At 61.6% G+C, this 26496-nt stretch carries 25 protein-coding genes and 1 pseudogene; 4 read left to right on the top strand and 22 right to left on the bottom strand.

Going from position 1 to position 26496, the window contains the following annotated elements; translation table 11 throughout:
- Positions 1 to 2 precede the first annotated feature (2 nt).
- Complete coding sequence (locus FHW69_RS16520; protein WP_183424206.1) at positions 3 to 737, top strand: UDP-2,3-diacylglucosamine diphosphatase; 735 nt, start codon at positions 3 to 5, stop codon at positions 735 to 737.
- A gap of 100 nt (positions 738 to 837) precedes the next feature.
- Entirely contained in the window at positions 838 to 1689 is an 852-nt protein-coding gene (locus tag FHW69_RS16515; RefSeq protein ID WP_183424205.1) for an ion transporter, read from the top strand.
- A 64-nt stretch (positions 1690 to 1753) separates the two neighbouring features.
- Here FHW69_RS16515 and FHW69_RS16510 read toward each other — a convergent pair whose 3' ends face one another.
- The 21 genes from FHW69_RS16510 to FHW69_RS16410 form a co-directional block, all read right to left on the bottom strand.
- Positions 1754 to 2554, bottom strand: coding sequence for a ferritin-like domain-containing protein (locus FHW69_RS16510; RefSeq protein ID WP_183424204.1), 801 nt, complete (start codon positions 2552 to 2554; stop codon positions 1754 to 1756).
- Between the two features lie 66 nt (positions 2555 to 2620).
- Positions 2621 to 4099, bottom strand: a complete 1479-nt coding sequence (purF, locus tag FHW69_RS16505) for an amidophosphoribosyltransferase (protein ID WP_183424203.1) — start codon at positions 4097 to 4099, stop codon at positions 2621 to 2623.
- A gap of 12 nt (positions 4100 to 4111) precedes the next feature.
- Positions 4112 to 4834, bottom strand: a complete 723-nt coding sequence (locus FHW69_RS16500) for a CvpA family protein (RefSeq protein ID WP_183424202.1) — start codon at positions 4832 to 4834, stop codon at positions 4112 to 4114.
- A gap of 57 nt (positions 4835 to 4891) precedes the next feature.
- Positions 4892 to 5914, bottom strand: a complete 1023-nt coding sequence (locus FHW69_RS16495; RefSeq protein ID WP_183424201.1) for an SPOR domain-containing protein — start codon at positions 5912 to 5914, stop codon at positions 4892 to 4894.
- 88 nt (positions 5915 to 6002) lie between these two features.
- Positions 6003 to 7268, bottom strand: coding sequence for a bifunctional tetrahydrofolate synthase/dihydrofolate synthase (gene folC / locus FHW69_RS16490; RefSeq protein WP_183424200.1), 1266 nt, complete (start codon positions 7266 to 7268; stop codon positions 6003 to 6005).
- The gene (locus FHW69_RS16485; protein ID WP_183424199.1) at positions 7268 to 7876 is read right to left on the bottom strand and encodes a GNAT family N-acetyltransferase; all 609 of its coding nucleotides are present in this window, start codon (positions 7874 to 7876) and stop codon (positions 7268 to 7270) included. Before FHW69_RS16485 ends, folC begins: the two co-directional genes overlap by 1 nt.
- A 74-nt stretch (positions 7877 to 7950) precedes the next feature.
- Positions 7951 to 10275, bottom strand: a complete 2325-nt coding sequence (locus FHW69_RS16480; RefSeq protein WP_255494865.1) for a heavy metal translocating P-type ATPase — start codon at positions 10273 to 10275, stop codon at positions 7951 to 7953.
- A complete protein-coding gene (locus tag FHW69_RS16475; protein ID WP_183424197.1) occupies positions 10272 to 10691 on the bottom strand; it encodes a heavy metal-responsive transcriptional regulator in 420 nt (139 codons plus the stop codon). The genes FHW69_RS16480 and FHW69_RS16475 overlap by 4 nt, the downstream gene beginning before the upstream one ends.
- A gap of 570 nt (positions 10692 to 11261) precedes the next feature.
- Entirely contained in the window at positions 11262 to 11939 is a 678-nt protein-coding gene (locus FHW69_RS16470; protein WP_183424196.1) for an ABC transporter ATP-binding protein, read from the bottom strand.
- Entirely contained in the window at positions 11936 to 13195 is a 1260-nt protein-coding gene (locus FHW69_RS16465; RefSeq protein WP_183424195.1) for an efflux RND transporter periplasmic adaptor subunit, read from the bottom strand. Before FHW69_RS16465 ends, FHW69_RS16470 begins: the two co-directional genes overlap by 4 nt.
- Positions 13196 to 13296: 101 nt before the next feature.
- Positions 13297 to 13542 (bottom strand): hypothetical protein, encoded by a 246-nt coding sequence (locus tag FHW69_RS16460; RefSeq protein ID WP_221195596.1) that lies wholly within the window; start codon positions 13540 to 13542, stop codon positions 13297 to 13299.
- Positions 13543 to 13695: 153 nt separating this feature from the next.
- On the bottom strand, positions 13696 to 13947 hold the full coding sequence (locus FHW69_RS16455; RefSeq protein ID WP_183424193.1) for a hypothetical protein: 252 nt from the start codon (positions 13945 to 13947) through the stop codon (positions 13696 to 13698).
- A gap of 13 nt (positions 13948 to 13960) precedes the next feature.
- Positions 13961 to 14662 carry a hypothetical protein gene (locus FHW69_RS16450; RefSeq protein ID WP_183424192.1) on the bottom strand — a complete coding sequence of 234 codons (702 nt, stop codon included), beginning with the start codon at positions 14660 to 14662 and terminating at the stop codon, positions 13961 to 13963.
- On the bottom strand, positions 14653 to 15111 hold the full coding sequence (locus FHW69_RS16445; protein ID WP_183424191.1) for an ATP-binding cassette domain-containing protein: 459 nt from the start codon (positions 15109 to 15111) through the stop codon (positions 14653 to 14655). Before FHW69_RS16445 ends, FHW69_RS16450 begins: the two co-directional genes overlap by 10 nt.
- A gap of 31 nt (positions 15112 to 15142) precedes the next feature.
- Complete coding sequence (locus FHW69_RS16440) at positions 15143 to 16480, bottom strand: ABC transporter permease (protein WP_183424190.1); 1338 nt, start codon at positions 16478 to 16480, stop codon at positions 15143 to 15145.
- Between the two features lie 16 nt (positions 16481 to 16496).
- Entirely contained in the window at positions 16497 to 17666 is a 1170-nt protein-coding gene (locus FHW69_RS16435) for an ABC transporter permease (RefSeq protein ID WP_183424189.1), read from the bottom strand.
- 1452 nt (positions 17667 to 19118) lie between these two features.
- Positions 19119 to 19481 carry a hypothetical protein gene (locus tag FHW69_RS16430; protein ID WP_183424188.1) on the bottom strand — a complete coding sequence of 121 codons (363 nt, stop codon included), beginning with the start codon at positions 19479 to 19481 and terminating at the stop codon, positions 19119 to 19121.
- Positions 19482 to 19749: 268 nt separating this feature from the next.
- Positions 19750 to 20190: a hypothetical protein gene (locus FHW69_RS16425; RefSeq protein ID WP_183424187.1), complete on the bottom strand. Its 441-nt coding sequence runs from the start codon at positions 20188 to 20190 to the stop codon at positions 19750 to 19752.
- Positions 20191 to 20475: 285 nt separating this feature from the next.
- Positions 20476 to 20784 carry a hypothetical protein gene (locus tag FHW69_RS16420; protein WP_255494864.1) on the bottom strand — a complete coding sequence of 103 codons (309 nt, stop codon included), beginning with the start codon at positions 20782 to 20784 and terminating at the stop codon, positions 20476 to 20478.
- 710 nt (positions 20785 to 21494) lie between these two features.
- Positions 21495 to 22259, bottom strand: coding sequence for a glucose 1-dehydrogenase (locus tag FHW69_RS16415; protein ID WP_183424186.1), 765 nt, complete (start codon positions 22257 to 22259; stop codon positions 21495 to 21497).
- 63 nt (positions 22260 to 22322) lie between these two features.
- Positions 22323 to 23288: an aldo/keto reductase gene (locus FHW69_RS16410; RefSeq protein WP_255494868.1), complete on the bottom strand. Its 966-nt coding sequence runs from the start codon at positions 23286 to 23288 to the stop codon at positions 22323 to 22325.
- 355 nt (positions 23289 to 23643) lie between these two features.
- Here FHW69_RS16410 and FHW69_RS16405 point away from each other — a divergent pair, with 355 nt between their 5' ends.
- Positions 23644 to 24546: a LysR family transcriptional regulator gene (locus tag FHW69_RS16405; protein ID WP_183424184.1), complete on the top strand. Its 903-nt coding sequence runs from the start codon at positions 23644 to 23646 to the stop codon at positions 24544 to 24546.
- Between the two features lie 80 nt (positions 24547 to 24626).
- Here FHW69_RS16405 and FHW69_RS16400 read toward each other — a convergent pair whose 3' ends face one another.
- A complete protein-coding gene (locus FHW69_RS16400; protein WP_183424183.1) occupies positions 24627 to 25814 on the bottom strand; it encodes an acyltransferase in 1188 nt (395 codons plus the stop codon).
- A 255-nt stretch (positions 25815 to 26069) separates the two neighbouring features.
- Between FHW69_RS16400 and FHW69_RS16395 the strand changes: the two are divergent.
- Positions 26070 to 26414 (top strand): annotated as a pseudogene (locus FHW69_RS16395) (VOC family protein); the annotation flags it as partial.
- Between the last annotated feature and the right edge of the window lie 82 nt (positions 26415 to 26496).

Below are 26496 nucleotides of genomic sequence, written 5' to 3'. Positions count from 1 at the left end.
GCATGACGACGCTTTTCATTTCCGACCTGCATCTGGACGATAGCCGCCCCGCCATCACCGCGCTGTTTGAAGACTATCTGGCCAGCGACGAAGCACGCGCTGCCGATGCGTTCTACATCCTGGGCGATCTGGTGGAAGCATGGATCGGCGACGATGACGACGCCGAGCTTCCCGGACGCATTGCCACCGCCACGCGCGGACTTAGCGATGCCGGCGTGCCGGTGTACTTCATGGCGGGCAACCGGGACTTCCTGCTGGGCCAGGCGTTCGCGGATCGCGCGGGCATGATTCTGCTTGAGGATGGCGTCGTGCATGACCTGTACGGCACGCCCACCCTGCTGATGCACGGCGACCTGCTGTGCACCGATGACGTGCAGTACCAGCAGTTCCGCCAGCAGGTGCGCAATCCGGCCTGGGGGGCTCAGATTCTGTCCATGCCGCTGGAAGCGCGACGCGCGTTTGCAGCGAAGGCGCGCAGTGAAAGCAGGGAGCGCACCGGCAGCATCAGCGAAGCCATCATGGATGTGAATCAGCAGACCGTGGAAACCACGATGCGCGAAAAAGGTGTGCACCGGCTGGTGCACGGCCACACGCACCGCCCCGCCATTCACGACTTTGCACTGGACGGAAATCCGGCCCGACGCATTGTGCTGGGCGACTGGTACGACCATGGGTCGGTGCTGACGGTTGATCCGGATGGCCTGGCATTGCGCGGGTTGCAGTTGCCCAAGGCATAAAGCCAACGCGAGCAAGCTCGTGATGGCATAAGAACCCGGCTATAGCGCACACCAGCGCCCGCGCTAGACTTCGCCTACCGGGAACCTCAAGGCGATTGGAATGAACCTGTCACGCCGGGACATGCGCAGCAAGCGGTTCGGCAAGCCGGACGCCGGATGGCGGCGGCGCGCCCACGAGCTGATCTTCGAGTCAGACACGGTCGCTGGACGACGCTTCGACCTCACCCTGTTGCTGGTCATCGTCGCCAGTGTGCTGGTGGTGATTCTCGACAGCGTGAACTCGATTCACAACCGCGCAGGCGGCTGGCTGTATATCGCCGAATGGGTGTTCACTGGCGCCTTCACCGTGGAGTACGCGGTACGCCTGATGTCGGTACGTCATCCGCTGCGCTACGCACTGAGCCTGTTTGGCGTCATTGACCTTCTGGCGATCCTGCCAAGCTATATCGCACTGGTGACGCCAGGCATCCACTACCTCATCGACGTGCGCATCCTGCGCCTGCTGCGGATCTTCCGCCTGCTGAAAATCCCCCTGTACCTCGACGAAGCCCACGGCCTGATGGCCGCGCTGGCGCACGCGCGCCGGAAGATCTTCGTGTTCTTCTTCGCCGTGTGCATTCTGGTGGTGATCCTCGGCACCATGATGTACGTGGTGGAAGGGCCAGAGCATGGCTTCACCAGCATTCCCGCCGCGATGTATTGGGCAGTGGTGACCCTGACCACCACCGGCTACGGCGACCTCACCCCGCGCACGCCGCTGGGGCAGATGCTGACCTCCGTCACCATTCTGCTGGGCTACGCGATCATTGCGCTGCCTACCGGCATCGTGGGTGCGGAGCTGGCAGCGGGGATTTTGCGGAATGACCGCGATGCGCGCCTGTGTGAGCAATGCGGGCTGCTGGGGCACGATCGGGATGCAACGTATTGCAAGAAGTGTGGCGGCGCGATTTAGCTGAAGTGGCCCCGCCACGTATCGCAAGCCGGATCGGCCCCACAGGATGGCTCGCGAAAGGCGATCAGCCCAGCGTTTCCAGCCACTCCAGTTCCTGCTCGCTGAAGCCGGCCTCGCGCCGGGCAGGATGATTGAACGGCCCGCGCAATGACCCGTGCATGTACTCATCCAGCAGCGCCACAAAGGTGGCGCGCGGTTCAATGCCATCGCGCTCGCAGCAGAAATGGAACCACCGCGTTCCCGCCGCCACGTGCGCCACTTCCTCGCGGAGAATCACTTCCAGAATCGCGACGGTGCGCTCGTCACCGTGCCGCGTCAGTCGCCCAATCATTCCCGGCGTGACATCCAGACCGCGCGCCTCCAGCACGCGCGGCACCAGCGCCATGCGCGCGGTGTCGTGGTGAGCGGTTTTCTCCGCCATGTCCCAGAGGCCGTTATGCGCATCGAAGTCACCATACGCGTAGCCCAGTTCGGCCAGTCGCGTGGAAAGCATCGTGTAGTGTCGCGCTTCGTCGTTCGCGCACGATGCCCAGTCCCTGTAGAACTCCGCTGGCTTGCCGCGAAACCGATACACCGCATCCCACGCCAGGTTGATGGCGTTGAACTCGATATGCGCAATGGCATGCACCAGTGCCGCACGGCCTTGAGGCGTACCCAGTCCACGCTGCGCCAGCTCTCGCGGCGAAATCAGGCGCGGACGCTCCGGACGCCCCGGCGGACCCATCGGCTCGGCGGGCGGCGACGCCTCGTCCGGCGCCAGCTCACCGGCGACCAGCCGCTGCCATGTCTCGAACGACAGCCGCACTTTCTCAGCCGGGTCAGCAGCGTCCAGGCAACGTTTGGCGGCGGCGTGCAGGTCGTTCACGGAAGCTCCCTTGAAACAAGGAAGGCGGCCACGCGGGGCCGCCTTCCGGTCAACATCAGCGTGGAATCAGGCGCTGCGACGTTCGGTCTTGGCGGCGTCGGAACGCTGGGCTTCCTGCTTTTCCAGGTAACCCGCTTCCACGCCCGTGACGTACTCGCCCGAGAAGCACGAGGTATCGAAGTGCTTCAGGTCTTCGTTGCCATCGCTGACCGCCCAGATCAGGTCTTCCAGATCCTGGTAGATCAGCCAGTCGGCACCCAATGCCTTCTCCACTTCTTCCACCGTACGACCCGCAGCAATCAGCTCGGAAGTTACCGGCATGTCGATGCCGTACACGTTGGGATAGCGAACCGGCGGTGCGGCCGAGGCGAAGTACACATTCTTCGCACCTGCGTCGCGGGCCATCTGGATGATCTGCTTGGACGTGGTGCCACGCACGATGGAGTCATCCACCAGCAGTACGTTCTTCTTGCGGAATTCCAGGTCGATGGCATTGAGCTTGCGACGCACGGATTTCACGCGCTCGCCCTGCCCCGGCATGATGAACGTGCGACCGATGTAGCGATTCTTGACCAGGCCTTCGCGCATCGGCACACCCAGCGCCTGGGCCAGCGAGCTTGCCGCCGTGCGCGACGTGTCGGGAATGGGGATCACGGCGTCAATGCCGTGATCCGGGCCGCGCTCGCGGAGAATCTTCTCTGCCAGCTTCTCGCCCATGCGCAGACGCGCCTTGTACACCGACACGTCTTCCATCATCGAATCGGGACGGGCCAGGTACACGTACTCGAAAATGCACGGCGCATGCACCGCACCCGGGGCGCACTGTTGCGAATGCAGCTGACCACCCTCGGTGATGATGACCGCTTCGCCCGGCGCAACATCACGGATGCGCTTGAAACCCAGCACGTCCAGCGCCACCGACTCGGAGGTGACCGCATACTCGCGGCCTTCCGGCGTCTCGCGCTCACCGAGCACCAGCGGACGGATGCCGTTGGGGTCACGGAACGCGACCAGGCCGTAGCCCAGCACCAGCGCCAGACAGGCGTAGCCGCCGCGCGCACGCGCGTGCACGGCCGAAATAGCCTTGAACACGTGCTCTGCCGTGAGCGCGCCGCGATCTTCAATCTGCAACTCGTGCGCCAGCACGTTCAACAGCACTTCCGAATCGGAGTCGGTGTCGATGTGGCGACGGTCGTCCTCGAACATCTCCTTGCGCAGCACCTCGGTGTTCACCAGGTTGCCGTTGTGCGCAAACGCGATGCCGTACGGCGAATTCACATAGAACGGCTGGGCCTCTTCCATGCCTTCGGAGCCAGCCGTGGGGTAACGGCAATGACCGATGCCGATACGGCCGCGCAGCTTGGTGACGCCGCTCTGGTTGAAGACGTCGCGGACCAGGCCGTTGCCCTTGTGCAGGCGCAGACGCGCGCCATCCACGGTAGCGATGCCGGCGGCGTCCTGCCCACGATGTTGCAGGACGGTCAGACCGTCATACAGGGCCGATGCCACCTCGGTGGTACCGACGATGCCGATGATTCCGCACATGGGACTTGCCTTCTACTTGATGGCTGCCGTGGAACTGGCAGCAGGGTGAGGTTGTTCGATGTTTGCCGCATCCAGCGAACCGGGTCGCTGAGGGATGTTCGGCTGATTCTGTGGATTCAGCTGATTCAGGGGATTGAACTGATTGAGCTGGTTCAACTGATTCATCTGGTTGAGCTGATTGAACTGCGGAAGCTGCGGCATGGGGAGCCTGTCCGGAAGCTTGGGCATGTGATCGAGCATGTTGTCGGGCAGATGGAAATTGCCGCGCACCGATGAGGGCAATTCGCTGCCCAGCCAGTCGGCCACGCCGCGGAACTGCGGCAGCATCTGCGACTGGCGCACATAGGCGTCGTTCGCCAGCGGCGTGAAGCCCAGAAGAAATACACCCAGCGACACGATCAACACTCCGCGCACAAACCCGAAGGCCATGCCCAACAGGCGATCCGTGCCACCAAGACCGGTGCCCGACACCAGCCTGCCAACCAGGAAGCGCACCAGCGCACCCACGATCAACACGATGATGAAGCACCCGCCGTAACCCACCAGCATGCGCACGGAGGGCTGCGGGATGTCGTGCTCGAAGTGCGCGGCCAGCACCGGCCCGAACGTCCAGCACACCCAGAACGCCGCCGCCCAGATAACCAGCGACAGGATCTCTGAGATGAGGCCGCGCCACAGGCCCATCAAGATCGACAGTCCCAGAATCAGGAGAATGATGTAGTCGATCCAGTTCACTCGGGCATTCCGTGGCGGCGAGGAGGCATGGGACAGCGTGACGCCGGGGTAGCCGCCTTACGGCGCGGTAACCACGACGCCATCGATACCGAGCTTGGCTTTTACCGTTTCCTTCAGGCGCACGGCGTCGTCGCGTTGCGTCTGCGGGCCGGCGCGCACACGCCAGAGCTTCGCGCCGCTGCTGCTGGACACCGAGTCCACATACCCTGCGATACCCGCACCGCGCAGCTTGTCGCGCAGACGGGTGGCCTCCGCTTCGCTGCTGACCGCCGCGACCTGAACGGCAAAGCCGCCGGCACGCGGAGCACTGGCCACCGGCGCGGCGGCGGCCTGCGGCGCGGCAGCGAGAGGGGCGGCCGCCTTCGGGGCAACATCCGCCTGCTGGTTGCTGGCACCGGAGGACAAGGATGCCGGCACACCGGGCACCGCCGAGGTGATCTTGAGACGGGCCGCTTCCGCTGCCGTGCGGGACTCGAACGGGCCCGCGGTAACGCGGGTCAGGGCGCGCCCCGCCTGCGTGGTGGCCGTGGCGCTTACCGGATAACCCAGCGCGCGGACCTTGGACACCAGGGCGTCGGCCTTCGAGCGATCGGCGTATGCACTGAGATTGAGCGAATAGCTGCCATGCGCGGCGGTGCCTGCGGGCTCGGCGGGAGCCGTGGCCACGGCCGTCGGCGTCTTCACCGGTGCCGTAACGACCGGCGCAGCCGGCTTGGGCGTCGCAACCGGCCTGGTCTGCGCGGGAGCCTTGGCGAAGTCTTCAGGCAGCGCGTCGGCCGGCTTGCGCGAGGCGATGTCTACCGAGGCCAGCTTGTCGCCGCTGGTGGCTGCCGGCTGACCCGGCTGCTGGGCGGGCGGTACGGGGCCATTGGCCACCTGCGTGCCGGTGACCGTGGCCGGCCCACCGTTGGGCGCCACATTCAGCGTGCGCGTCTGCAATTCGCGATCCGGAGCCGGCGGAATCTCCAGGCTGACCGTCTGGTCGGCGTCCGACTTGGGCGGCGCACTGGAAAAGAACATCGGCACAAACAGGACCGCCAGAGCGATCAGAACGGCGGCACCCAGCAGGCGTGTTTTCAAGGAAGGCTCCATACGACCGACGCTTAGCGTATCGCCGCGATTATACCCGGCAACGGGTCCCTGCCGCCTGCGCGGCAACGGAACACGTTCACATAGACAGCGACAGGCCTGCCGCTGCGACGAAGAATGAACCAAAAACCAGGAGGGTGTCGTCCGCCGATGCATCGCTGCGCGCCGCAAGCAACGCCGAAGGCACGTCGTCAAACGAGGCGTGATGGGCTCCGGGGAGGGTTTCCTGCAACACCGTGGTCACGGCCCTGGCGGTGAGGCCGCGCGCCGTGGCGCCGTCCAGCCCCGCGATGTACCAGCCATCAATCCGCGTACCCAGTGCCCCGATGACGCCCGCCACATCTTTATCAGCCAGCGCCCCGTACACCGCGAACACCCTGCCCTTCGCGGGCTGCGCGTCCAGCCAGCCGGCCAGCGCGCGGGCGGCCTGCGGGTTGTGGCCCACGTCCACCACTTCGCGCGGCGCCGAACGGGTCTGCTGGAGGCGGCCGGGAACAACCACCTCGCGCAGGCCGCGAGCCAGCGCAGCCGCATCCACATTCACGCGCTCGCCCAGCGCGTGCAGCACGGCAATCGCCGCCGCTGCGTTGTCGTGCTGGCACGGGGCGTGAAGCGCCGGGTCCGGCAGGTCGAACGTCGTGCCGTCCTTGTGCTGCCAGCGCCAGCCGTCGGCGCCGCGATGAACCGTGAATTCCAGGCCGGCGCGTTCGACCGAAGCGCCGAGGGCGCCCAGCGTCATCAGCAACCCGGCCGGCGGGCTGGTTTCGCCCACGATGGCCGGACGTCCCTGCCGGGCAATGCCCGCCTTCTCGATGCCAATGCTGTCCCGGTCGGAGCCCAGCCAATCCTGATGGTCGAGATCTACCGTGGTGATGACCACGGCATCGGCGTCGATGATGTTGACGGCGTCCAGACGGCCGCCAAGGCCCACTTCCAGGATGGCCACGTCCACTTTGGCGCGCTTCATCAGATCCAGCGCCGCCAGCGTGCCGAACTCGAAATAGGTTTGCGCGATGCTGCCCCGGGCCGTGTCGATACGCTGGAACGATGCGACCAGCGCCTCATCCGTGGCATGGGCGCCGTCGATGCGCACCCGCTCGTTGTAGACGAGCAAATGCGGCGAGGTATAGCAGCCGGTGCGATAGCCGGCCGCGCGAAGCATGGCCTCCAGCAGCGCAACGGTGGAACCCTTGCCATTGGTGCCGCCCACCGTGATGGTCAACGGCGCAGGCTGGCCACCGCCCATGCGCTCCCACACTTCACGGACGCGATCCAGCCCGAGCTCGATGTCCCGGGGATGCACGCCTTCCTGATAGGTGAGCCACTGTGCGAGTGTGCGCTCCATCAGCGCACCAGCTTCCGCATCCACACGCCGAGGCGGTGTTTCACAGGAGCGTCGCTGCCCACTTCCGGCCAGCTCAATTCGCAATGCATGTCGGTACGCGGCTCGTAGCCGCGCTTGGTCCAGAACACGCCGTTGCCACGGTACCCCGACGGACGGCGCGGATCGTTCTCATCGCGCTGTACCGAGCAGAAAGCGGTCCAGCGGAAGTCGCCCGCACTGCGGGCATGGGCTTCGCGGGAATCAAAGAAGCGATGACCAATGCCACGGCCGCGCCACTCGGCCAGCACCACCGATTCACCGAAATAGAACACGTCGTCCACATCGATGCCCTTGCGCTCGAACGGCACATGCAGCGAAGCGGCATCGTCGCGCAGCGGAATGCCGGTGGACGCGCCCACAATCTGCTCACCCACGCGCGCCAGCACGCAGATGCTGCGCGGCGAGGCGGCGTAGTGCGACAGATATTCCCGCTCGTAGTTGTCGTCACCCTCGTACAGATACGGCCACTCGCGGAAGACGGCTGTGCGCAGTGCGGCTACCTGATCCAGGTAGTCGAGCATCGCGGCACCCACATAGGTTTCGATGCGAAAGTCGGTGGACTGAGACATGCGGGGAGCTCACGAACGGGTGGGGAGACGCGAAGCTTAGCGCGCGGGGGGGCATCGCGCGCGTGTCCATTTGCTTATCCGTGACGCCGCAGCCGCAGCGCGTTGCCCACCACCGACACCGAACTGAGGCTCATGGCCAGTGCCGCCACCATCGGCGACAGCGTGATGCCCCAGAGGGGATACAACACACCGGCTGCCAGAGGCACCCCGACTGCGTTATAGACGAACGCAAAGAACAGGTTTTGCCGGATATTGCGAACCGTGGCTTCGGAGAGTGCCCGCGCGCGGGCAATACCGGCAAGGTCACCCTTAAGCAGGGTAACGCTGGCGCTTTCAATGGCGATGTCGCTGCCATTGCCCATGCCAATGCCTACGTCTGCCAGAGCAAGCGCCGGTGCATCGTTCACGCCATCACCCGCCATGGCGACCTTGCGACCCTCGCGCTTGAGATCCCGGATCACGGCCGCCTTGTCTTCCGGCGATGCGCCAGCGTGCACGTCATCCAGCGCCAGGTCGCTCGCCACGGCCTTGGCCGTGGTGGCGCTGTCGCCCGTGAGCATGACCAGCCGCAGGCCCGCTTCGCGCAGTGCCTTCAGGGCCGGGGCCGCAGACGGCTTGATCGGGTCGGTAAAGGCCAGCATGGCGGCGAGTCGGCCATTCAGCGCCAGAAACATGACGGTGGCGCCACGGGCCCGCATCGTTTCCGCCTTGTCGCGCCCTGCCCCCACGTCCACCCGCTGCTGCTCCATCAGCTGGCTATTGCCCAGCGCGACATCGGTATCGCCAACGCGGCCCGACACACCCCGACCCACCGCTACGTCAAAACCGTATGCCTCGGGGATAGTGATGCCTTCCGCCAGCGCCGCAGCAACCACGGCCGCTGCGAGCGGATGTTCACTGGGCCGCTCGATGGCCGCCGCAAAAGCCAGTACCTCGGCGCGCTCCCAGCCAAACGTCTCCACGCCGGAAAGCACCGGACGCCCCTCCGTCAGCGTGCCGGTCTTGTCGAACACCAGCGTGTCGACGTCACGCAATGTCTCAATGGCCGCCGCATCACGGAACAGAATGCCCGCCTGCGCGCCGCGACCACTGGCCACCATGATCGACATCGGCGTAGCCAGACCCAGCGCGCAGGGACAGGCGATGATCAGCACCGAAACCGCCGCTACCAGTGCATGCGCAAAGCGCGGCTCCGGGCCCAGCAGCCACCACAGCGCAAACGCGAGCACAGCCACGGCGACGACTGCGGGAACGAACCACGCGGCCACGCGATCTGCGATGCGCTGCAACGGCGCACGCGAGCGCTGCGCTTCGGCGACCAGCGCCACGATCCGCGACAGCACGGTATCGGCACCCGTGTGCTGCACACGCATGGTCAACGCACCATGCTGATTGAGCGTGCCCCCCGTGACATGGTCGCCCTTCGCCTTGGCCACCGGCATCGGTTCGCCGGTCAGCATGGCTTCGTCCACGTGGCTTTCGCCATCGGTGACGATGCCATCCGCAGGCACTTTCTCACCAGGCCGTACACGCAACAGATCGCCTGCACTGAGCTCATCCAGCGCAACGTCATGCTCGCTGCCATCGGCGGCGATTCGCCGTGCGGTCTTGGGCACCAGACCCAGCAGGGCACGAAGCGCTTCACCTGTCTGCCTGCGCGCACGCAACTCCAGAAAATCCCCCAGCATCACCAGTGTGACAATGACCGCCGCCGATTCGAAATAGACGGCTATCTGGCCATGTCCATCCTGCATGGCCACAGGGAATATCCCCGGCAGCAGGAAGGCCACCACGCTGTAAAGCCACGCCACGCCCGTACCCAGCGCAATCAGCGTGTACATGTTCGGCGACCACGGCAGCAGCGAGCGCCAGCCGCGCGCAAAGAACGGCGCACCGCCCCACAGCACAACCACACTGGCCAGCACTGCATCGATCACCCGCGCAGGCATCGCCCAGGACATCGGCAACGGCCAGCCGAACAGGTGCGGCCCCATCGCCAGCACGAACACCGGCAGCGTCAATGCCACCAGCGCAAGCAGGCGCATGCCCAGGGCGTGCACTTCGCTGTTATCTTCATCCGCACTGGGCAACGCAGGCTCAAGCGCCATGCCGCACTTGGGGCACGAGCCCGGCCCGACCTGACGGATCTCCGGATGCATCGGACAGGTGTATATCGTGCCCGCAGGCGCAGGCGCCGCTACCGGCCTGGGCGCCAGGAAGGACTGAGGGTCCGCCACAAAGCGGTCTTTGCATCGGGCGCCACAGAAGTAATAGGTGGTGCCGTGGTGCTCCGCGCTGTATTTCGCCGTCGCAGGATCGACCGTCATGCCGCACACAGGGTCCTTCAACGGATCAGCCACCGCAGACACCGCGCCGTGCGAACAGCACGACGCGCTCATGCCTGCGGCTCCGACAGAGCCCGCAGAATCGGGCATTCCTCCGGTGCACCATGCCCCGGGCAGGCATCCACCAGATCAAACAAACCCTGCCGCACGCGCTGCAACTCGGCAATCCGCGCATCAATCGCGTCCAGCCGCTTCTGCGCCCGTTCGCGCACACCACCGACCCCATCCGCCCGGTCGGCAGACAGCGCCAGCAACTCGCGGATTTCCTCCAGCGTGAACCCAAGATCCTTGGCACGCCGGATAAACCTCAGCCGCGTCACCGCCGCGGCGTCGTACTCCCGATACCCCGACGCCCGGCGCCGCGGCTCAGGCAGCAGGCCCTCGCGCTCGTAGTAACGAATGGTGTCAATCGCAACGCCAACAGTGCTGGCAATGCGGCCAATGGTCAGGGAGGTGGTTTCGGTAGGCATGCGGCAAGTCTAGACCATTGATCCAGGTCCAGAGTCAAGCGCGACTTTTCGATAGCCTGTCGGGCTCCCTTTACCTTGTCACTCGGGTCTGAAACCGTGTCATTGGCGCTTTACCCTGTCACTGCCTATTAGGAATGCGCGCAGCCCGACGAAGGCGAGACCATGGCCGCTCTCCAGCTTCCGTTCGCCGGAAAGATACGTCCTTCGAAGGTGATGCCATCAGTTCGAGATTTAATCACCGGGAGAGTTGGACGAGGTGAGGTATCCGTCAAGCCACTTCGGGCTGACGGTGACTGCTGCGGCGGCAATCCGAGCGCACCGGCCCCGCCATTCCTGAATCAGCTCGATGCGACCGGCTTCCCCAAGCCAAAATGAGCGACTAGCAGCAAGGCGCCTACCGCCAGTGCGCAGGCCAAGCCGTCGGCAACGAGCATTCGCACGCGTGACCCACCGTACACCGCAGTCATATCCTCCCGGGTGTTTCGCGACACTCTCTTCAAGACCGCGAACACCACGAAGCAAGTCACCAGGACGATGTTCGCATGGGCTGTCTTTCCGCCCCGTCGTTGCTCACGCAACCTGGAGCTTGCCTTTTTCCATGGACACAGTGCGATCGGCAAAGGCTGCTGCATAGGGGTCATGAGTGACCATGACAATCGTTTTCCCATGCTGCCCATTCAGGTCTCGCAGCAACTGAAGGATCTGGGTAGACGATTCGCGGTCCAGATCGCCCGTCGGCTCATCGCACACAAGCAGACCCGGATCAGAAACGATGGCGCGAGCGATGGCAACGCGTTGTTGTTCGCCGCCGGAAAGCTCGGCCGGACGATGCCCTGCACGATCGGAAAGACCGACGAGACCAAGCGCAAGCACGCAGCGTTGCTGCCGCTCAGCCGCACCCATCCTGGTCAACAGCAGTGGCAGCTCGACGTTCCGCATTGCCGACAACATGGGCAACAGGTGGTAGAACTGAAACACGAAACCCACGTGTTCGGCGCGCCACCGAGCCAGCCGACCATCGTCCCCGTAGTTGACCTCACGTCCGTCGAAGGCAACCGAACCGGATGAAGGCGCATCAATGCCGCCGATGATGTTGAGCAGGGTCGTCTTTCCTGACCCCGAAGGTCCCACCAACGCGACGAACTCACCCTTTTCGATGTCAAGGTCGAGGCCGCTCAGAACCTGGACCGTCGTCGGCCCTTTTTGGTAGTTCTTTCCGAGGTCGCGAATCTGGACGATGTTGTTCATGGCTGGACCTTGTCACTCGAGGAAGTAGTGTGAATATGAACGGCCTCGCCATCGCGAAGTCCCGGCGGAGGAGCAACGAGAATGCTGAGGCCCTCGCGGATGCCAGAGACGACGCGCACCTGCGGGCCCTCCGCAAGCGCGACAACCACCGGCGTGCTGACAGCCTTGCCGTCTTCGACGGCAAAAACCGTCGCTTGCCCGTTCGCGACGACCAGGGCGCTGCGAGGCAAGACGACGCCCTCTTTCTTCGGTGCCGCGCCCTCATCGGCGAGGAACGAAACCTTGGCGCCCATGTCCGGCAACCAGCGCCGGTCCACTTGGTCCGCGCCGACCCTGACCCGAACGGTGGCCCGGCCGCGGTCGGCTGCGGGAATGATGGCCAGAACCCGCCCTCTTGACGGGTGATCCGGGTAGGCGTCGAGGATGATTTTTACGGCCATCCCGGATGTCACGCGTCCGATGTAGGCTTCGTTCACATCGACCTGCACTTCCAGCGAATCCATGTCCACCACGGTACCGATGCCGGTACGGGTAAATCCCCCTCCTGCCGACAACGGTGACACGGTTTCGCCAACCTGCGCTGACTTGATGGTGACAATGCCATCGAAGGGGGCACGCACGACGGTGTATGCGAGGTTGACCCGCGCCATCTCCACCGCCGCCTGGGCCGCAAGGACGCCATAGCGCTGCGACGCGAGTTGAGCATCAGACACGTCAAGCGCACTCTGGGCCTGCTCTGCCGTTTGCCGCGACACCAGTTTTCGCTCAACCAATGCCTGGGCTCGTGTTGAGTCCCGTTCAAGCTGATGCCGCTGTACGCCAATTTCGACCATCTTCGCGTTGGCTGCACTGAGGTTCGCCCGGGCACCGTCGAGCGATGAAACGAATGCGCCGTCCTCAAGGCGGGCGAGAAGCTGCCCCTTGCGAACATGGTCGCCCTCTTCAAAGTTGACCTCGCTCAGGATTCCGGTTACCTGTGCGGACACCGTTGCGCTGCGACGGGCCGTCACGTACCCGGTCGCCTCCAGCAAGGAATGTGCGCCCTGCCTCAGCGGACCGATGGTGACCACCTCGGCTATCCGCTCCGGGACCTTCTCTCGCGAGGCCCTTCGCCAGGTCAAAGCCCCAGCGACCACAAGCACAACAACGCCGCCGGCGAGGGCGACGGTCAAACGTAGCCCGTGTACTCTTCCACCACGCGGCGACCGCTGTGAACGGTGGGATGCGTCGAGCTTGAGCGCATCCAGGTTTTCCATTTCCGGTTTTATAGCTGCAGTCTCACTGGTCGGTCAAAAGCATCCCAGGTCAAATGACCGGGGATGCTCGCGTTCAGGCCCCCAAAAGAGCCCGCTGGCTCTTAGCCACCGCTGGTGGCGAGACCACAGTTGCTGCTGCAGCCCGCAGTACCGGCGCTACCCGCGGTGCCGGCACAGCCGCAAGCCGTACCGAAAGTACCAACGGTGCCAACGGTGCCGAACGTATTGGCCGGCAACAAGTTGGCGCTGACGTCTTCGAGCGCATAGTCGAAGGACATCGCCGAGGCTGCGTTTGCGCGAACCACATCGTAGCGGTGGCCTGCCGCGTCGCTGGAAAGCTGAATCATTGTTTCGTTCCTTTTATGGATGAGTTTGACTTCTTGTCGAACGCACACCCCTGAAAGGGGTGTGTTGGACCTCATGATCCAACCTCGGAACATGGAGGCACCAACCAAGTCGCGCGGGGGGGACACACACGACAAAGCCTGAGAAAGGTCCGTTTACTTCCATTTCTCGTCGAGCGCACCGGCATTCTTCCTCTTGCGGAGCAACACGATCGCCATCGCAACAATAAACAGCATGATGGCCAGCATCACAACAATCGACATAATGGGCAGGTCCAGGGATGCGCCGGACGCCAGCGCCGGCTTGACCACTCCGAAGTAGACCCCGGCCGCCATACCAAGCAGGCCAAGAGTCATCCCGATGATCACGCCCGAAACGCTTGCGCGACGGCTGCTACGAATTTTCATTTTTTCTCCAGCTTCAATTAGTCAGTTTCACCAGGTCGAGCACTCGCCCCAGCGTACAAAGTAAGAGCACGCTCGCTGACGAAACGTACAGTGCATTGACCGCTCCCATACGCCAAGCCTGTCGTCCATGGGTCTCGCTGACACAAGCCTTTGCCCTCTGTGAATCCATGCCGGGCAAGTGGAAAAAACATATGCCACTGAACGCAATTGCCGATGTCGACGCCACCAACGTGGCTGGTGAGCGAACCGACACAGCCAGGAGCAAAAGCAAGGACGTCAAAAAGCAGTTCAGAACTGGACCCGCCATGTAAATGCGGTACCGGCTCTCATTGCTGAGGAAGGCATCTCGTGCCGGGATATGAAATCTCGGAAGGAACGAGCGGTCACTGAAGAAATGCACGCCTCCGGCCCGACAGCCCGCGATTCTTGCTGCAACCAGGTGTGCATACTCGTGCGCGACTATCCACGCCGGAATGACAAGCAACAGTGCAGTCGACGGCCACAAAGCGGACTCCCTCACTAAATCTGCCGCTGTCGCGCAACGACTCATTGTCAGGCAGACGGCGACACAAATTCCCCAAAACGCCAGAAGCGCATGTGCCCACGGGAAGAACTGGTTCTTTCCGTGATTCATCGGTTCTTCCACTAGCATTGGCGTATCGCGGACATGTAGAGCTTCCTCAAGCAATCCAAGCTCGCCGAGAGTCAGAACCATACCGTTTCCTCCGGCATGCGTTGCTGTTGTCCGGCGGAAAGGTCGGATATCCGCTGCTTTTGAAGATGCATGAGACCCAGGTTGACGAACAACTCGTCATTTCCGGCGGAAACGCAAAGAGCCGTGCGGAAGAGCGTGGCCAGCTCCAAAACAGTGATGTAGCCGGGGAGCGAGTAACGCTGGAAGACGAGACCGATGCGTCCACGTGCCCTTGTCGACAGCCGAGTCGGATCCTCTCCAAAAATAGTTGCCATCCCTGACGTCGGGATGTTCACCCCCTCCACTATCTCCATGAGCGTGGTCTTGCCGGCGCCATTTGGCCCGATAAGTCCGACCAGCTCTCCCTTTGAAAGCGACAAGGTTACGTGTTCAAGCGCTGTAGTCGCGCCATACGTCTTGCCAATCCCTCGCAGCTGAAGTACGGGCTGTGCTTTTCCTTCCAGTCCCATGGAACCTTCTCCAATTGAGCTACCTGAAACGTCAGTTCCCTCTTGCCAGCCCAGATGCGAGCGGCACTCTCGCCATAGCCCGAATCGGAAACCAGCCTCCTATAAATCCCATACAAAGTGACCAGGCCAGGGCATCTGCAACGGCTGACGGCGCGAGAGTCAGCGTCAGCGACAACTGGCTCGCTCCCGGGCCGGTTATGGAGATGGTTCTGCCGTCCACAAACGTCGTGCAAAGGAAGACTGCGAGCAGCCCCCCTGCAAGCGACAGCACCAACAACTCAAGGACAAAACCACCCACTACCATCCACCGTTCAAATCCCACCACGCGAATGACCATCAGCTCAAATCGCCTTCCCTGCACGACGGTGTACGTGGTGTTGAGCGACGCTAGCGACAGTCCCACGGCGACGATCGCAAGAACACTCCACCCCACGCGCCTGACGTCGTTCGCTACGTCCCTCGCCTGAGATTCAAAGTACTGGCGAGTTGTCCGCAGCTCGTACAGGGCCAATCGTTTGTCGGACGTGAGCCGGGCGGCCATTGAAGCCGTTGTCTCATCGCCCGCCAGGCGCACCCTGACAGACTGGAAATAAGGGTGGCGATTGACTTCATTGACCACCGTTGCGTCTGAAAAAAGCGCGGAGTCGTCCGAACCGGGAAGCTTGGCGATTCCGGCGACTGCCCAGGCCTCTCCCCCGATCGTGATGGTGTCGTGTGGAGAGCTAACGCCGATCTGGCCGGCGAGCGCTTTTCCCACCAGCACTTCGCGAACGCCTGCTCGCGGCATTTGCCCGTCGAGCAGCTCTAACCCCGGGCGGACAGCAGAGAGAGCACGAAGGGATACACCCCTGACCTGCACATTTCCCGACGCCCGCCCGCCTCCGACCGAAACGTCCGTGGTGATGAGGGACTCCTTCGAAACACGCGACTGTCCGTCAGGCGACTCTGACAAAAGTGTGTTCTCAGCCACTGCGACATCAGAAAGCGGCACCACGGACTGCAGCTCTGAGTCAGCGCCTCTCCTCATCATCATCACGACGTCGTCCTGCCCGGACGTGGAGAGGGTGTGTTCAATGCTCTGAGCCACAAAGCCGACGGCCATGGCGAAAAAACCGACAGCCAGCGAACTCAGGACGATGAGACCTGCTGAAGGGAGGCGTGCCCGCCAAGCGGGAAGTCCGATCATGGCCACACGGACACATGGTCCAAGCCACCCCATGAAGCCGGCTGCGGTCACGAGAAAAAAACTGGCGAAAGCGGTGAAATACAGCGGTACAAGCAGCAACCAGGAACAGGCGACGACAGGGACGAAAAAGGTCAATGTCGTAAAAGCGGCAGAGCTTGAGGGCTTTGTCGACTTCGTCGTCATGATGGATGGACGGGCCTCAACCACGCAGCAGCTGAGCAGGCAGCCCGCGTGAAGTGCGTACTGAAGGCCGAAGGGACACGAGGATGCCTGCGATCGTCGCCACACCCAGGCCGTCTAGCCAGGCCTGCAACGATATGGGCTGGAGAATGAGCGCCGCCGGAAACAGTTCGTGGAGAACCGCCACGCCAGCTGTGGCCGTCGCCAGACCCAGGATGGCGGAGAAGACCACCAGAAGGGCGCTTTGTACGACAAGCATCAAAAGAAGAAACCGCGTCGTAAAGCCAATGGCTTTCATGACGCCGAGCTCCTGAATGGATTCGCGAATGGTCTGTGCCATGACCTTCCCGGTCAGCAGCAGCACGAAAGTTACCGTGGCGCCGATCAGCCCCCGGGTCACCCAGCCGACATTGGCTACCTGGTTTGCCATCTGGCGCTGAAAAGCCTGCTCGGTTTGTGCACGCGTTGGGTTTGATGAGTTTTCAGTCGCTTTGTCGATGGCCGCCGCGAGCAGATCCTGTCGCTCAAATTTGCCCGCGTTGACGACAAACCACCCCACCATGCCGTGACCATAGACCGCCATGTCATCCAGATAATCCCAGCGCGACAGGAACTGGCTTTCCAGAAGCTTCAGTTTCTGGTCGGCCACCTCAAATGTGCCAACGACTTGGTAGGTCCAACCTGTGTCCGCAGCATCCTTTGCCTGAAACGGCACCCCGAGCAGATGCACGTTTTGACCGACGGCCCAGTGCCTGTCCAAGGCCAGCTGCTTTCCCACCACCACGCCGTTTTTCGTAGCCGCGAAGCGCTTGAGCGTGTCTGTGGATACATGCAACTCCGGGTAAAGACGCAAGTAGTCAGCACTGACAGCAATGTTGGAGATGGGAGTTTCGGGATTCTGATAGTAGCCGCCGACCCAGTTCGCCCAGGCAACCTGTCCAACCGGTACACCCAATGGCGTAAACAGCAACGACGTCGACCGGGCCAATCCCTCATTGAGCGAACGGCGAGATGTGACCACTAGCCGGGGGACGTCGCCTGTGTTCTGTGACTCGAAGACGAGCCTTACAGCATCAAGCGTTCCAAAGAGCGCGAACGCAATGCTCATGGCGCCAAGCGCCAGTATTGTTCGTGCTCTGTGCCGGAAAAGAAACACAGCACTCAAGCGCAGGAGACTCATGTATTCCATTACGTGACTCCTGAAAGATGCCATCCGACGGTATCAATCGAGTAGAGCATGCATCACGTCACAGATGGTTCTTGTGAGCGATGATCGACGGTTCCTTGTATCGACCATTCGATGCTAAATAGCGGAAGTACTGCTGTCAACACACAACGACACCCACCAGTGCTCGTCGGGTCACCAGGATGTGACCGCAATCGCAATTGCCGTGCACGTTGATTTACAGCACATTCGCGGCGATGAAGATGTTCCTTGAATGACCAAGGAAGCGGCGAAGCCTTGAACAAAAACTCCCTACGTTGATGCGAGGACCGACGAACACCCCTCGTGCAACAGCAGCACAATGCGGTTCAACGTCTCCATGGAGAATCGCTTCATCGCGACCCATGCGCGGTGCAAGGAAGAAGCGCCGTGAATCGACGCACGCATAGCCTGCCGTCTTCGACGGCAACGCGCGTAGTACAAGCCCGAAACGGCGGCCCAATGTTTGGTGTGCCCTCTACACATGGCGCCTTTCTTCGAAGCGACATCGAATCAGCGCGAGGCCAGCTGCTCGCAGAACGAGAGGGAAAGAAACGGCGCGTCGGCCAACTCGACTCCGGAAAACCTGAGGCCAGCGTTTGCAGGCGCGCCGAGCGACGATGGCGCCGACAGGTTGATATTAGGTCCAAAGTAGTGGCGGCGGCAGGCACAGATCTCTCGCTTAAGTACAACGAGCGCGAGGTGGTACGAGCCACCGAGATCATGCAATGGATAGCGAGCAACCGTTCTGCGATTGACAACCAAAGTGATTGGGCAACGGCTGTCTTAATCGATGGCGCAGATCAACAGCCGGCACCTCCACCACTCGTCATGCCGTCGACGAGATGGAGACGACGGCGGCGACCGGATACTTCGGCTGATTGGGATCTCCTCATGGGAGGCATAGTGCCCTTTGACGTAATCCAGGCTGTCGACGAAGCCTCAGGGAAAGTCGCCGGAACCCGTCAGGCAAGACAACTTCGACGTCCTGCCTCAGAATGCCCCGAAGCAGGACATCTTCGATGACGAAGATGACTTCTGAACCGGACTCTCTCCCCAGTGGCTACGGCGCAGGCGCGACATACTTCGCGTGCAGTTTTCGGCTATGCCCGTCGAATAAACTACGCATCACTACCGTTGAGCCTTACTGCCGTATACGACGTCACTGCGTTGCTTTACGACGCGTAGCAATGTCACGGCGGTGATGTGTTCGGCGATTAGGGGACAATATCCCAGAATGATCACGTAGTTATATCAGTGCCAGAGTTAACGTTGCCCGACAATGCTTTGTCGACTGCCCCTAACCTTGTCACTGGGATCTTTAACCGTGTCACTGACCGCTAGCGCTGGCACTGAGCAGCACTCGTCAGATAAAAACGGCGCCCTTCCGTCGAGAACGAGGCTTACGTCAACAGGATCAGCGGCAAGATTTTCTGCTCATCGAGTAGCGCCGATGTAGATGAGGATCTCCCGGAGGATATCCAAGACGACAAGGTCTGCCTGGCACTCCGGAGCAAGGGGGATCTTGGTCTCGGGCGGGAACTCGCCTTGCGCTTTGTTGATGCCCATTTGCCGGAGTCCTGCGAACTTACCTATGGGTACTTTCAAGGCCGTGGCGCGTATCAACGATTCAAGGCGTTGCTCGATCGAAAGGACCGACTTGAAGATTGGTTCGCGTTCGAGCAGACGGCCGTGGAAGAGGCCCTGCGAAGATGGAGTGCGGAGAACAACCTGCAGCTCAAGTCTTAGCCGCGCCATAACCTGCAGCGCTCGCCCACTCGAGACCTGCGAGGAGTTCATCGAAACTGACGGGCGTGTTCGTTTGCATTTTCGTTGCTGGTTAACACCTGAATTAAGCCGAGCCGCGAAGCGGCTCGGCTTGAATGAATTGCTAGGCTGCTCCTGGAATGGCTGCGCCTAAGTGCTTCTCTAATCTTGGGTGCCGAACCGAACGCCGTTCAGCGTGTGCGTGCAACACGCGCAGAAGGGTTTCATGTCTTGGGCTCTCAGGTTTGAATTTACCAGTTGTAGAGCGCCGTTTTCATCAACCTATAGTCCGCTGAAATAGCTACGCGGCGGCGGAGCCGTCGGCCTTGAACGAGATGTTAGGCACCGCTTCCACAGCCCGCCTGCGGAAAGGCACGAGTACGAGGAGAACGGTGTTAAGCAACAACGGAATGGGATGCTGAACTCCGCCGACCCAGGCAAGTATCAGAACGGCAATTGAGATACCAGCTGGCACTGCGACGGGCCACCAGCGGATATCGTCTTTGAACCAAATGCGATAGGCGCCAAGTGAATACAAGCCGCCGAGGATGAGGCCTAAGCCAGCATCCAAAGGCGACGTTGTTAGAAGCACGATGCCGCTGACAACGTTTGAGAACGCCGAGTAAGCCATGAGCCCAAATACAGCCTTCGTCCACTTGCGCTCACGGGACTCCAGCATGCGGCGACGATTACGCATGGCAATGGCAGCGCGGCGGCTATTTGCTTCTTCCGTTTCACCCATAATGGATCTCCCCTGAGGTGTCTAACGCTGGAGTTAAGCGGCGGCGAAGCCGTCCGCCTTGAACGAAATGTTAGGCTTGCGGATTGTCAGCATACGGCGCCGACACGAGACCTTTGCTACCAAACTGCAAAGCACAATTGAACCGTGCCATTGACCGAGTGTCGTAAACGAACGCGTGGCCATCAATGAGCGATGAGATGCGATAGCCACGCGCAGATGCTAGCTCGTTAACGAACGCAACCAAAAGTGCGGGGATTCGGCTTGAATGAATTGTTAGGTGTGCACTCAGCTGCGGTCAACAACCTTGCTGATTTGCCCACCTTTGAAAGAAAACTCTGACTGACCTTGCAGATCAAGTACCGTCCCGGCTGAAGGGCCGCCGGGTATGTCAGCAGCGAGCTGGCCCCGGTAGGAAATGTCAGCAATGGCCGAGTTTTCGCTGAGTGTCAGCGTGGTGATGTGCTGCTCGCGCTCAGAGAACATGGACTTGGATTTCTCAGCGAGCTCCCTGAACTCGTCGATACTGTTTGTGGCGTCAGTGAGTTGCCCCCCCAGAGTAGTTCTCAAAGCGAACACCGGACGATAGAAGCGCAAGCATGCCGTCAATGTCGAAAGAGTTGTAGGCGACCAAGTAGCGATCTATCAGTTCTTTATTGTCTGAGTTGCTCATAGTCTCTCCATGTACACCTAACGCTTCACAGTAGTGCCTTGATTCGGTGATATGCACTGGATGTTCAGCTTCCCTGTGCGGCACTTTTCCAACGCAATCCTACACGCGATCAATCTCTTCTCTGATATTCCCGGAGTCGACATCGTCGATACGCCGCCACACAAACCTTTTTATCCGGGGTGCTATGTCTTATCCACCACAATCTGCGGGGATATCCGGACCCCTTCCGACTCCATCTGCTCCCCGCTTGTTCGACGAAGTTGCGCTTGGAGCCGCGTGCCGCGTCAGAATGGCAAACAAGCGACCTATCTGCAACAAGACCCTCGTGGTCAATTTCGTATAGATCGCCAATCCAACATACCCAAGCAGCCGCATGAGCTGCCGCCAGTGCTGACCGATGGATGCGGGATTCCCTTTCGGCAATAGACCGCGTTGTGAAGCAATCTAGGCAACGTCTGTGTCGGCAGAGTCTTTAGATGTGCCAGTAAAGCTGTCACTGACCAGCGGGGTAGCAGCTAACCATGGCACTGGCACTCACACTCCGGCCATCACCAAGGCATAGATGCACGTATATTCAGCAACTTGCACACGATGACAGAGTCAGGTCATTTCGACACGTGCGCTCACCCGTGAATCAGCGCATGACGAATCCCCCGTCCACCGAGATGGACTGGCCGGTGACGTAGCTGGCGGCATCGCTGGATAGCCACAGCACCGCGTTGGCGATCTCCTCCGGCTTGCCATGGCGCCCCATCGGTATGGCCAGCAGCATTCCGTCCAGCGCTTCCTTCTGACCACCCGCCACCATCTGGTCAGCCATCGGGGTCCAGATCAGGCCGGGACAAACGGCGTTGACGCGGATGTTGCGCTGGGCATATTCAAGCGCCGCGCTCTTGGTCAGGCCCAGCACACCGTGTTTGGCGGCGTGATAGTTGCCGCGCTGCGCACCGCCCACCAGGCCACCCAGCGAAGAACAGTTGACGATGGCACCGTTGCCCTGGGCGCGCATTTGCGTGAGTTCGGCCTTCATGCAGTTCCACACACCACGCAGGTTCACACCCATGACCCGATCAAAATCTTCGGGTGTGGCATCCGCTGTTTCAGCCAGCTTGTTCTGGATGCCAGCATTGTTGAAGGCCACGTCCAGACGGCCAAAGCGCACGACGATCTCTTTCACCATCGCTTCGACCTCGTCGAGATGGGCGACATTGCAGCCAATGCCGACGGCCCGGTAGCCGGCGTCGGCCAAATGCGTGGCTTCGATGCGCGCCGCATCGGCGTTGATGTCGGCGAGCGCTACGGCAGCGCCGGCTCTGGCGAAGGCTTTGGCAGTGGCCAGGCCAATGCCCGATGCTGCGCCTGTCACCAGCGCAACCTTGTCTTTGAAAGAAATTTCCATCTGTAAGGCCTTTGGATTCAAGTTCAGTGCGCCATGCTGACGCGGGTCGATTGTGATCGCGCGTCAGCTCGCGACCTGTCTTTGCTGCTCGGGCGGATAGCGCTCGCCCACGATTCCGATCTTCGAGACTTCCTGTTCGAGCGTGGCCACATCCGTCGCACCGAGGGCGAAGTGGGCAGCGCGCAGGTTCTCTTCCAGGTGCGCCAGCTTCGTGGTACCGGGAATGGGCACGATGTTCTGCCCCTTGGCCAACAGCCATGCCAGTGCAACCTGCGCGCCGGTCATGCCGCGGGTGCGGCCGAAGACATTGAGCACTTCGACCACGGCCAGGTTCGCGCGCAATGCTTCTGGCGTGAACCTCGGCAACGTGTTGCGGTTGTCGTTGCCGGAGTCGAAGCGCGTGTGCTCGTTGATGTCGCCACCGAGAAAGCCGCGATTCAGCGGGCTGTACGGCACGAAGCCGATGCCAAGCTCGGCAAGCGCTGGCAGTACCTGTTTCTCTGGCTCGCGCCACATCAAGTGATATTCGCTTTGCACAGCGGTCACCGGCTGCACTGCATGTGCGCGACGGATCGTGTCCACACCTACTTCGCACAAACCGAAGCGCTTCACCTTGCCTTCGTGGATCAGCTCCCTGACCGTACCGGCCACGTCCTCGATAGGGACGGCCGGATCCAGGCGGTGCTGGTAGAACAACTCGATGACGTCCAGGCGCAGGCGCCTGAGCGATGCCTCGGCCACGCGGCGGATGGTGGCCGGACGGCTATCCAACTCGCCAGCGACGTACTGGCCATCGATGATGCGATGACCGAACTTGGTAGTAATGGCTATGCGGTGGCTGAAACGAGCAAGCGCTTCGCCCGCCAGCTCCTCGTTGACGTGCGGGCCATAGACCTCGGCGGTATCGAAAAGGGTGACGCCACGATTCACCGCTTGATGCAACAGCCGAATCAGTGCGGCGCGATCCGGGTGTGGGCCACGGTTGTAGTTCATGCCCATCACCCCGAAACCGAGCGTCGACACGGGCATGGCAAACTCGCCCGAACCCAGCGTGCGCTGGCTGACGCGTGCGGGCGCGGCGTCTTCTGCATGGGTATCAGTCATGGCGGATGATCTGCTGTGCGGTGCCGATGGCGGCCGTATTGACCGGCGCGCCGGGGAGCCCGCCGAGAAAGGAAAGCGTCGTCATCATGGAGGCACTCCTGATGTCAGATGAGGACCGGAATGGCCCGCGACCGTCGTGAATCGCGGGCGGAGGGGATGATGGCCCCAGGTGCAGCCGCGTCTTCTCGGAATGGGGCCAGTGTGAGCCACCGATTACCCAGGATAAATGGGGTAAGTTCGAATAGACTTATAAATACAGATTATTAGTGGGATCGACGCAATGGCACGCGAGCACTACAACGACCTGCGAGCCCTGTTGATCGTGGCGAGGGAGCGCAGCTTCACCAAGGCCGCCGCGCAGATGGGCGTGTCGCAGGCAGCGTTGAGCTACACGGTTCGCGAGCTTGAGCAGCGCCTGGGCATCCGCTTGCTGACCAGGACCACACGCAGCGTGACGCCGACTGAGGCGGGCCAACGATTGCTGGCGGAGATCGCTCCCCATTTCGCCAGCATCGACATTGCGGTCGATGGCCTGGGCGAGTTGCGCGACCGGCCGAGCGGCACCTTGCGTATCAATAGCAGCGATCACGCCAGCGAGCTGGTGTTGTGGCCGAAGCTCCGACGGTTGCTGGACAACTATCCGGAGATCAACATCGAAGTCGTGGACCAGTCTGGCCTTACCGATATCGTGGCCGAAGGCTTCGATATCGGTATCCGCATGGGCGAGCAGGTGGCCAAAGACATGATTGCCGTCCCGATCAGCCCGCCGCTGAGCATGGCGGTAGTCGCCACACCCACGTACTTCAAACGCCAAGGCATCCCACGGATACCGCAGGATCTTACTGCGCACGACTGCATCAACATGCGGCTCATGACCCAGGGTGGCCTTTATGCGTGGGAATTTGAGAAGGATGGAAGGAGCGTCAATGTACGCGTCGAGGGGCGATTGACGCTTAGCAGCGCTCGCCTGATCGCGCAGGCAGCCCTTGATGGCCGGGGATTGGCCTGCGTGCCGGACCTCATCGTGGCAGAAGCGATATCGGATAAGCGGCTCAAGCGAGTGATGCTGGACTGGTGCCCGGCGTTCCCGGGCTACCACCTCTATTACCCCAGCCGTCGCCAGAACTCCCCCGCCTTCGCGCTGCTGGTCGAAGCATTGAGGTGGGATGGAGTGCGCAGGTAGTCAAGCGCGATCCGTTATCACGGCGACAGCCGCCAAAGGGAAAGAAATCATTTCTGGTCGTTGGTGCTTATATCCCGAGGTCAACGGTGAAGCGCCGCCTGTGATGCGTCTTCATGGCCGTGGGCTCTCGCTCGTAGCCCTCCACCGAATACCTTCCGCAACCAACGCTCGCAAGGCGACGAAAGCAGCCTTTCCACAGCGAGGCCAAGCAACCAGCACAACGCAAGCGCAAGCAGGTAGCACCAGAGCCCGACACGAGAATCTCCGCCACTGAGCCTGAACAGCCTCACCACCGCATACACCACAAACATGTGGCTCAGGTAAATTTCGTAGCTCAAACGTCCCCAACTGCGTAGCCATCCGAAAACGCATGCGTGCCACCAGCCGCCAGCACCATCCTTTGCCTGGAACATCATCAGCAGGCATAGCGCGGATAGCGTGAGCACCAGAAGATATCCGTTCCTGACCACGTGCCATAGGGCGCCGCCATCGAACCATACGGCGGCAAGGCCCACCGCACCCAGCCACCCCATAAGCGTCAGGGTGCGTTGCGTCGGCTGCCGCCAGTGCGCTGCCAGCAACGCTCCGAGCACTCCCGTAGCAATAGCCGCCATGCCGGGCAGATAGGCCTTCTCCTGCCAGATATCGTTCCCGCTCAGCGCTGCGCGAGTCCATGGCAGCGACACGGCCAGCACAAGAAGCATCGGAACAAGCACCGCGCGGCGGCGTGTGACGAGGCAGATGATCGGAAAGGCCACATAGAAGACCTCTTCGATGGAAAGCGACCAGAGCACATCCCAATTGCCGGGCAAATAGCCGTGACGCCCTTCATACCAATTCAGATGCAGCCCCAGCGCGGCAACGATGGCTCCACCCAGCGACTGCCCGGGGCGACCAATCACATAGTCCTCAAATCCCAGCAGGTGCAGCGCGCTTAGCAAGGCCACCAGTACGAGCAGGCACGGCACGATACGTGCGAAGCGGCGCGCGTAAAACTGCCGGATGTCGATGTGATCGAGGCTGCCCCAGCGGCGCAGTGCATTTCCGGCGATCAGAAAACCGGAGATCACGAAGAAAACGAAAACCGCTTCGTAACCGTTGGCATTCAGGCCGTCCAGCAGCCAACCGGGAAGAACGTCGTCCGGCATGATCTTCTTGAGAGGAATGCGCAGACCCAAGTGGTGCAAGACCACCAGCACAATGGCCACGCCGCGCAGCAGGTCAATGCCCGCATTGCGCGGCGATGGCGGCAACGGTGAGGATGTCACAACCGTCGTCCCTGATACGTTGCGACTTCTCAAAGTGACCTCGATGTCGATCAGTTGTGTTTTTGTTGCTTGCCGGGGCTTTCTGCCGCAGGCGCCATCCCCAACGAAACGTTTCTAAGGCATGGCCGAAGCGGCCAGTTGATAACCGTATTACATGCCTATGAACACCATGATCGGCGCCATGACGTCCAGCGCAACACCGTCAGACCGGACCAACTATAGTTGCCGCTGCACAGCCTGAGCCGGAGCACTCTCGTGAAAGTCCGCAGGATCGTCGCCAACGTTCCCACCGTCGACATGGACGCTGTCGATGCGTTCTACCGAGGCATCCTTGATCTGGATATCGTGATGGATCACGGCTGGATTCGCACTTACGGATGTTCCGCAACGATGGCGGTGCAGATCAGTTTCGCAAGTCAGGGCGGTTCCGATACGCCAGTGCCTGATTTGTCCGTCGAAGTGGACGACCTTGCTGAGGTGCAGCGAAGGATCGAGACGGCTGGCCTCGCTATGGGATACGGCCCTGTGGACGAACCCTGGGGCGTTCGCCGTTTCTACGTTCGGGACCCGCTGGGGCGGCTGGTCAACATTCTTCAGCACGTCAACACAGGCCACGCGCCAGCCACTGGCCTTCCGAAACGCGACAGAAAGCCGCCATCGCCATGATCGGCGCAGATTTCTC

Source organism: Luteibacter sp. Sphag1AF (assembly GCF_014192715.1).
Classification (GTDB): Bacteria; Pseudomonadota; Gammaproteobacteria; order Xanthomonadales; family Rhodanobacteraceae; genus Luteibacter.
This window is presented reverse-complemented; position numbering and strand designations above follow the sequence as displayed.

Coding starts and splice junctions, on each gene's coding strand:
- FHW69_RS16465 (WP_183424195.1), bottom strand. CDS start 13,195: ATGGAAAACCTGGATGCGCTCAAGCTCGACGCATCCCACCGTTCACAG.
- purF (WP_183424203.1), bottom strand. CDS start 4,099: ATGTGCGGAATCATCGGCATCGTCGGTACCACCGAGGTGGCATCGGCC.
- FHW69_RS16480 (WP_255494865.1), bottom strand. CDS start 10,275: ATGAGCGCGTCGTGCTGTTCGCACGGCGCGGTGTCTGCGGTGGCTGAT.
- FHW69_RS16445 (WP_183424191.1), bottom strand. CDS start 15,111: ATGGGACTGGAAGGAAAAGCACAGCCCGTACTTCAGCTGCGAGGGATT.
- FHW69_RS16435 (WP_183424189.1), bottom strand. CDS start 17,666: ATGGAATACATGAGTCTCCTGCGCTTGAGTGCTGTGTTTCTTTTCCGG.
- FHW69_RS16450 (WP_183424192.1), bottom strand. CDS start 14,662: ATGGTTCTGACTCTCGGCGAGCTTGGATTGCTTGAGGAAGCTCTACAT.
- FHW69_RS16470 (WP_183424196.1), bottom strand. CDS start 11,939: ATGAACAACATCGTCCAGATTCGCGACCTCGGAAAGAACTACCAAAAA.
- FHW69_RS16430 (WP_183424188.1), bottom strand. CDS start 19,481: ATGAACTCCTCGCAGGTCTCGAGTGGGCGAGCGCTGCAGGTTATGGCG.
- FHW69_RS16415 (WP_183424186.1), bottom strand. CDS start 22,259: ATGGAAATTTCTTTCAAAGACAAGGTTGCGCTGGTGACAGGCGCAGCA.
- FHW69_RS16425 (WP_183424187.1), bottom strand. CDS start 20,190: ATGGGTGAAACGGAAGAAGCAAATAGCCGCCGCGCTGCCATTGCCATG.
- FHW69_RS16520 (WP_183424206.1), top strand. CDS start 3: ATGACGACGCTTTTCATTTCCGACCTGCATCTGGACGATAGCCGCCCC.
- FHW69_RS16455 (WP_183424193.1), bottom strand. CDS start 13,947: ATGAAAATTCGTAGCAGCCGTCGCGCAAGCGTTTCGGGCGTGATCATC.
- FHW69_RS16405 (WP_183424184.1), top strand. CDS start 23,644: ATGGCACGCGAGCACTACAACGACCTGCGAGCCCTGTTGATCGTGGCG.
- FHW69_RS16460 (WP_221195596.1), bottom strand. CDS start 13,542: ATGATTCAGCTTTCCAGCGACGCGGCAGGCCACCGCTACGATGTGGTT.
- FHW69_RS16475 (WP_183424197.1), bottom strand. CDS start 10,691: ATGCCTACCGAAACCACCTCCCTGACCATTGGCCGCATTGCCAGCACT.
- FHW69_RS16440 (WP_183424190.1), bottom strand. CDS start 16,480: ATGACGACGAAGTCGACAAAGCCCTCAAGCTCTGCCGCTTTTACGACA.
- folC (WP_183424200.1), bottom strand. CDS start 7,268: ATGGAGCGCACACTCGCACAGTGGCTCACCTATCAGGAAGGCGTGCAT.
- FHW69_RS16485 (WP_183424199.1), bottom strand. CDS start 7,876: ATGTCTCAGTCCACCGACTTTCGCATCGAAACCTATGTGGGTGCCGCG.
- FHW69_RS16515 (WP_183424205.1), top strand. CDS start 838: ATGAACCTGTCACGCCGGGACATGCGCAGCAAGCGGTTCGGCAAGCCG.
- FHW69_RS16410 (WP_255494868.1), bottom strand. CDS start 23,288: ATGCCCGTGTCGACGCTCGGTTTCGGGGTGATGGGCATGAACTACAAC.